Consider the following 6,799-nt stretch of genomic DNA (forward strand, 5'->3'; position numbering starts at 1 on the left):
ATGGTTTCTTGAGGTTGATAACGCTGGGGATAAATATCCGCTTGACGCCTTTGTGGAGGATATTCAGGATATGACCGTGCGCCAGCTTGATCGGAAAACATGTCTCGACAATAATATTCTCCACACCGTCACGAACAGTCTTTTTGTTTGTCGCATCGGACATAACAACAGAGAAACCGAGCTCTGTAAGGAAACCTTTCCAGAACGGGAGGAGTTCATGGCTGTATAAGATCTTCGGTACCCCTATCTGTTCCCCGTCAATCTTCTTATCGTAGACCGAGTTCAGCAACTCTTCGCGAATCTTGAAAAGGTCGGTGGACTCTTTTTTCTCGACCCTCCTCACAACATCGTATTTTTCGCACCTGCTCCCATAATACAGAGGTGTCTCCCTTTCCACGGTGACCTTTTTGATCTCGCAGAGATTTTCACAGCCCTTACACTCAAAGGTCTCGATCTCATATCCCCTCTTGCTTAGATCAAACCCTTTAAACCGGCTCTTTTCCCAGGTCCTCTCCTTCATGGCAAGGATCGCGACGCCTATCGCCCCGGTTACGTCGTGATGGGACGGAACCGTTACCGGTTTCCGGAGGACCTTTTCAAAGGCGGCGATAACCCCCTTGTTGAAGGCTGTGCCGCCCTGAAAAAAGATCCTCTTTCCTATCCGCCTGTCGCCAACGACCTTGTTGAGGTAGTTCTGCACAATCGAATAAGCGAGACCGCTTGCAATGTCTTCAGTCTTCGACCCCCGTTGCTGATGGTGGACCAGGTCGGACTCTATAAAAACCGTGCACCGCTCGCCCATCTTGACCGGTTTCCTAGAGGCCAGGGCGAGGTCGCCGAACTCCTTTTTTATCGAGATACCGAGCCGCTCGGACTGTTCTTCGAGAAAAGAACCCGTACCTGCCGCGCAGGCCTTGTTCATCTCGAAATCGACGATCACCCCGTTATCGATACTAATATATTTTGAATCCTGCCCGCCGATCTCGAATATCGTATCTACCTCTGGATCGATCGCTATTGCCGCTTCCGCCTGGGCAGTGATCTCGTTCCTTACAATGTCGGCGCTGATAAAATCACCGGTGAGGTACCTCCCCGAGCCTGTTGTCCCGGCGCCTATGATCTCGACGATGTCTCCAACCTCTTCGCCGATCTCCAGGAGACCCCTTTTCACCGCCTCAAGCGGCCTCCCCTCTGTCATAAGATAGCGCTTTGCCAACACGTTCTTGTCCTCATCGATGACAACGAGGTTTGTGCTGATGGAACCGACATCAACGCCGAGGTATACTCTTGTTTTGCCCGTGGCCTTTTTCATTGCGTATTGAATGTTGAGGTTCTCCGGGGAGATCGAAAGGGGCTCCAGAGAGGTTTCAGGTTTATCGTTCTTCAAATAATCACTCAATCTTTCCAGACCAATAAATCTCTGTTTCAATGAAGGGTCGTCGAGCACCGCATAGATAGCCCCTATGGCTCCCATGGAGGCAAAGTGTTCCGGAATAAAGAAATCCTCATCATTCCGAAGCGAAAAGACCTCCCGTATAGCCTTTCTCATTCCCGCATTTGACGCAACGCCGCCGGTAAACGCTACGGGACTTTTTACATCCTTTCCTTTTGCGATGTTTCCTTTGAAATTCCTCGCCAGCGCATAGCACAGGCCGGCTACGATCTCATAATCGGGTGTTGCCATCTGCTGGAGATGGATCATGTCGGATTTCGCGAAAACAGTGCACCTGCCGGCTATTCTCGGAGGGTTCTCTGATTTCAACGCGACTTCGCTGAACTCTTCAATCGTAAAACAAAGTCTCGATGCCTGCTGGTCCAGAAAGGATCCTGTGCCGGCAGCACAGAGGGCGTTCATGGAAAAATCCTTTACCCTTAACGTGTTTTGCCTTTTCCTGCCGGCCTCAAAGATGATCAGCTTCGAGTCCTCTCCGCCGATGTCAATAACACTGCCTGTTGTGGGGTAGAGATTGCTGAAACTCTTCTCGATCGCTATGATCTCATTGACAAAGGCAGCGCCGATAAGCGATGAGAACAGGCTCGCCCCTGTCCCTGTCGTTGCTATAAAATCAATATCATACCCACCGGCGCATTCCTGAAGAAGCTCGCTCGCCACATAAAAGGGTTTACCTTTGTGGCGGATGTACTGATCTCTGACAATCGCCCCCTTTTCGTCCATTACCACGAGGTTGATACTGACAGAGCCGATATCGATTCCTATCCTGTGCATGCCTCCCTCCAGAGTGTACAAAGGCTTTGATTTTGCAGGGTGCTTATGTTAATTATAATAAAAATGGACTCTAATCAACAAAAATGTAGAGTATGCATGCCCGATGGTTTTTCTCTCTCCGGTTTATTGTTCGTTGCAGGTTATTATACGGTCAGTCTGGCCTGATGAAACGCATCCATATATTTGTGGAAGGAAAGGTCCAGGGTGTCTTTTTCAGACATCATACCATGCAGACGGCTTCGGCATACAACATAAAAGGGTGGGTAAAAAATCTTCGTGACGGCAGGGTGGAGATGGTCTGTGAAGGCTCAGAAGAGGACATTGAAAGAATGATCGAATGGTGCAGACAGGGACCTCCGGGCTCCCATGTCAGAAAGATAGATACCGCCCGGGAAGAATACGGGGGGGAATTTGAATCCTTCGAAATCGTCTATTAAGAACAGCTATTACCCTCTCTTTCTCGATGTCGCTCAAAAACCATGCATTGTACTGGGCGGCGGGAAGGTTGCCGAGAGAAAGGTGAAGATGCTTCTCAAATTCGACGCAATGGTAAAACTGATAAGTCCTGACGTCACGAATGCCCTGCGGCTTCTCGCGCAAAAGGGAAAGATCAATATTGTCAGGCGGGGATACAGGACAACGGATCTCCGCAATGTCTCTCTCATATTCGCCGCGACGGATAATGAAAAGATGAATAATAAGATCAGGGATGATGCCCGCCGGAGGAATATCCCTGTCAATGTCGTCGATAACCCTGACCTCTGCGATTTCATCGTTCCATCGATCATCAAAAAAGGACCCCTTGTTATTGCCATATCCACCTCCGGGGTTTTACCGCTTCTTTCGAAAAAGCTCAGAAAAGAGATAGATTCCATCGTCACAAAGGACTATATTCAATACGCGGATATTGTTGGCAAGTTCAGAAAATATATTATCAACAGCATAGAGGACAAGAAGACGCGCAGGGATATAATGAAAAGGATCGGCAGGATGTCCATGGAAGATCTGAACAACATGGGGTTGAAAGAGATAAAACGCATGTTCCTCCAATCAGACATATGAACGTCTTCATCTTCTACAGCGCCCTTTTCTGTTATCTTCTATCTGCGCTCTCATATCTCGTGTATCTGATCTATAACAAAAAAACTATCGAGAGAACCGGCCACTATACCCTTTTAGCCGCCTTTTTCATACACCTTGTCTCGATCATTTTCAGATACCTTCAGGCAGGACATACACCCATAACGAACATGTTTGAATCCCTTTCTTTCTTCGCGTTCTGCATTGCAGGTTTTTTTCTCTACCTGAAGACAACATACAGGATAAACTCTCTTGGGTGTATCGTACTCCCTTTTATCTCTATCCTGCTCATCTGGGCCCTGGTCTATCCAACGGACGTAAAGCCCCTGTCGCCTGTGCTCAGAAGTTACTGGCTGCCAATACACACAATATTCTCCTTCCTTGGCAACGCGATATTCTTTGTGAGCTTCCTCGTATCAATCCTCTACATCATTGCGGAGCGGGAGATAAAAAAGAAAAAGTCATTCCTTTTCTCCGCGCGGTTTCCCTCTCTTGAGACCCTCGATTCGATTAACTACAGGTGCATGTCCTATGGCTTTCCTTTTTTAACGGTAGGTATCATAACCGGCTCGATCTGGGCTGGTTTTGCATGGGGGTCATACTGGAGCTGGGATCCAAAAGAGACGTGGTCGCTTATAACATGGATCGTATACGCCATATTGATCCATAACAGGCTCGCAATAGGCTGGCGGGGAAGGAAGACGGCATACCTGATGATAGCGGGATTTATTTCGATACTTTTTACGTTCTTAGGGGTTAATCTCCTGATCGGCGGCTTGCATTCGTATATGTAGGAAGAAACAGTGAATAGTATATCGTATATAGTATATAGTGGACTGCAAGAAGAGCCGCAGACAGTATTTCGTATATAGTATATCGTGAACTGCAAAAGAACCACTTGAGAGGGGGTTTATCGATATACGATATACTGTCACAAGGTAATAGAGGTTGTATGCAGATTGTAGTATTCGGACTTAACCATAACACGGCCCCGGTCGAGATCAGGGAAAAGCTTTTTTTAGCTGAATCCCAGGTACCACAACTTCTCAACACACTACGCGCCACGGGTATTGAGGAATCAGCGGTAATATCGACGTGCAACAGGACAGAGATCTATTTCTGCACCCGTCAGGCGGATGAATCGTTGGCAGCGGTCAAGGAGATCCTCGTAAACTCCTTCGATATAGACCGCCAGGTCCTCGAGGAGTATACCTACACTTTGAAAGACGAGTCATCATACAAACACCTTTTTCTTGTCGCTTCAGGTCTCGATTCAATGGTCGTAGGAGAGCCGCAGATCCTCGGGCAGGTAAAAGACGCTTACAGGACAGCCACGCATAACAATACAACAGGATATCTCCTGAACAAATTGTTTCATAAAACGTTCAATGTAGCCAAACGCGTAAGGTCTGAAACCAGGATAGGGTATAACCCGGTTTCCATAAGCTCTATGGCGATCGAGCTCTCAAAGAGGATCTTTGGTGAATTACACCACAGAAAGGTGCTTGTCATCGGGGCCGGTGAGATGAGTGAAATAGCCCTGAGATATTTAAAAAAAGAAGGTCTCCATGAGATCTTTATCATCAACAGGACATTCGGGAATGCCAAGAAACTTGCCGAAGATATCGCGGGCATCCCCTACCCCTTTGAAAGCATGTCGGACCTCCTCGCGCAGGTCGATATGGTTCTCACTTCGACCGGCGCGGAGAAACCCCTGATCGACGCCGGCCTCATCCTCCGGATAATGAAAAAACGGAAAAACAGGCCCCTCTTTCTTGTCGATATTGCGGTGCCGCGCGATGTCGACCCATCTGTGAACAATATCGAAAATGTTTACCTCTACGACATTGACGACCTAAAAGACCTCTCACAAAAACATCTTTCAGACAGATTGAAAGAATCGGAAAGGGCCCTCGAGATCATTGACATGGAAACAGCAAACTTTTCTTCCTGGCTGCGGCAATCGGAAAAAAATCCCCTTATAGCCTTTATTATCGACAAGGCGGAAGAGGTCCGTGTAAAAGAATTCAAAAAGACCTCTCAAAAGCTAAAAAATGCAGATGAGGAGACTCTCAGGAATATCGAGATGCTCACCAGGGCGATCGTCAAAAAGCTGATCCACCCCCACGTTGCGCTTATCAAACAAGACAGCGACAGGGAAATACCCGAAATAATCAAAAGGTTGTTCACGCTTGAGGAAGAAGATGAAAAAGACCTTGATAATAGGGACGAGGGGCAGTAAGCTCGCCCTGAAACAGACAGAGATCGTCGTAAAACAGCTCAAACCACTCTATCCCGACAGGGAGCTTCTCGTCAAAACGATCAAGACAAAAGGTGACGCCTTCTGGGACAGACCCTTGCATCTTGTCGGCGGCAAAGGCCTGTTTGTAAAAGAGATCGAGGACGAACTCCTGAACAGGTCCATCGATATGGCAGTCCACAGCGTAAAAGACCTGCCGGCAGCGCTCGAGGATGGGCTCATCCTCGGCGCGGTCCTGGAGAGAGAAGATCCGAGGGACGCATTCATTTCCCTGACGCATAATACCCTGGACGCTGTTACGGCGCGGTCAAAGATCGGGACAAGCAGCCTGAGGAGAAAGGCCCAGATCCTGCGTCTCAACAGCGAAATCCAGGTTATCCCCTTGCGCGGCAATGTGGATACCAGGATCAGGAAGTTGAAGACACAGTCCTTGGACGGCATCATCCTCGCCTATGCCGGCGTCAAACGGATGGGTTTTCTGGACCACATCAGAGAGATCATACCTCTTGATGTCATGGTTCCCTCTGCAGGTCAGGGGGCTATCGGGATAGAAATAAGAAATGAGGATGAGGTCATGGATATGCTCAAGCCAATCAACGACCCTGTCAGTTCAGAAGAAATATCAATAGAGAGGGAACTCCTGGGCAGGATAGGCGGGGGATGCCAGATACCGCTCGGCATCCATGCGCACATCATGGATCAATCGCTGATACTGTACGTCTCGATGGGCGATGAAAACGGCAGGACATTTGTGCACGAAAAATACACATACCCAAGGGAACAATCCGCCCTTGCCATAGAAGTTGCGCTTGAGAAATTAAAACCCTTCATTATCTGAGATAAAAAAATGCCCCCTTTTGCAAGGGGGCATTTACCGGTAAATATTATTAAACCTGATCAGACTGCATCCTTCAAAGCTTTACCAGCTGTGAATTTCGGCACTTTGCGCGCAGGAATTTTGATCTCTTTCCCTGTTCTGGGGTTTCTCCCTTTTCTTGCCTTTCTCTTTGATACCGAGAACGTACCGAAACCCACAAGCGTTACCTTCTCATCCTTCTTGAGGGCCTTCTTTACGCCATCGAGGAAGGCTTCCAGTGCCTTTCCCGCCGCAGCCTTTGATATTTTTGAGTCGGCTGCCACTTTAACTATTAATTCTGCTTTGGTCATATACACCCCTCCTTTAGATTTTTAATTTACGGCAGTTCCCACAACAACCACCTTATAGATAGTTT

Annotated in this window: 7 protein-coding genes; 5 read left to right on the forward strand and 2 right to left on the reverse strand. The window is 48.0% G+C overall.

The window, feature by feature from the left end:
* On the reverse strand, nucleotides 1–2,227 hold a 2,227-nt coding region (locus PHU49_12685; protein ID MDD5244863.1), incomplete at its 3' end, for an acyl-CoA dehydratase activase.
* A 164-nt stretch (nucleotides 2,228–2,391) separates the two neighbouring features.
* Between PHU49_12685 and PHU49_12690 the strand changes: the two genes are divergently transcribed.
* The 5 genes from PHU49_12690 (at nucleotide 2,392) to hemC (ending at nucleotide 6,405) form a co-directional block, all read left to right on the forward strand.
* Complete coding sequence (locus tag PHU49_12690; GenBank protein MDD5244864.1) at nucleotides 2,392–2,664, forward strand: acylphosphatase; 273 nt, start codon at nucleotides 2,392–2,394, stop codon at nucleotides 2,662–2,664.
* Nucleotides 2,639–3,289, forward strand: a complete 651-nt coding sequence (locus PHU49_12695) for a bifunctional precorrin-2 dehydrogenase/sirohydrochlorin ferrochelatase (GenBank protein MDD5244865.1) — start codon at nucleotides 2,639–2,641, stop codon at nucleotides 3,287–3,289. The genes PHU49_12690 and PHU49_12695 overlap by 26 nt, the downstream gene beginning before the upstream one ends.
* Nucleotides 3,286–4,101 carry a c-type cytochrome biogenesis protein CcsB gene (gene ccsB / locus PHU49_12700; GenBank protein ID MDD5244866.1) on the forward strand — a complete coding sequence of 272 codons (816 nt, stop codon included), beginning with the start codon at nucleotides 3,286–3,288 and terminating at the stop codon, nucleotides 4,099–4,101. The genes PHU49_12695 and ccsB overlap by 4 nt, the downstream gene beginning before the upstream one ends.
* A gap of 158 nt (nucleotides 4,102–4,259) precedes the next feature.
* Entirely contained in the window at nucleotides 4,260–5,549 is a 1,290-nt protein-coding gene (gene hemA, locus PHU49_12705) for a glutamyl-tRNA reductase (protein ID MDD5244867.1), read from the forward strand.
* Entirely contained in the window at nucleotides 5,512–6,405 is an 894-nt protein-coding gene (hemC, locus tag PHU49_12710) for a hydroxymethylbilane synthase (protein MDD5244868.1), read from the forward strand. Before hemA ends, hemC begins: the two co-directional genes overlap by 38 nt.
* A 59-nt stretch (nucleotides 6,406–6,464) precedes the next feature.
* Here the strand turns inward: hemC and PHU49_12715 are convergent, their stop codons facing one another.
* Nucleotides 6,465–6,734, reverse strand: coding sequence for an HU family DNA-binding protein (locus tag PHU49_12715; protein MDD5244869.1), 270 nt, complete (start codon nucleotides 6,732–6,734; stop codon nucleotides 6,465–6,467).
* Nucleotides 6,735–6,799 lie beyond the last annotated feature (65 nt).

It is taken from the genome of Syntrophorhabdaceae bacterium, assembly GCA_028713955.1.
Classification (GTDB): domain Bacteria; phylum Desulfobacterota; class Syntrophorhabdia; order Syntrophorhabdales; family Syntrophorhabdaceae; genus UBA5609.

Coding starts and splice junctions, on each gene's coding strand:
- PHU49_12715 (MDD5244869.1), bottom strand. CDS start 6,734: ATGACCAAAGCAGAATTAATAGTTAAAGTGGCAGCCGACTCAAAAATA.
- PHU49_12690 (MDD5244864.1), top strand. CDS start 2,392: ATGAAACGCATCCATATATTTGTGGAAGGAAAGGTCCAGGGTGTCTTT.
- ccsB (MDD5244866.1), top strand. CDS start 3,286: ATGAACGTCTTCATCTTCTACAGCGCCCTTTTCTGTTATCTTCTATCT.
- hemA (MDD5244867.1), top strand. CDS start 4,260: ATGCAGATTGTAGTATTCGGACTTAACCATAACACGGCCCCGGTCGAG.
- hemC (MDD5244868.1), top strand. CDS start 5,512: ATGAAAAAGACCTTGATAATAGGGACGAGGGGCAGTAAGCTCGCCCTG.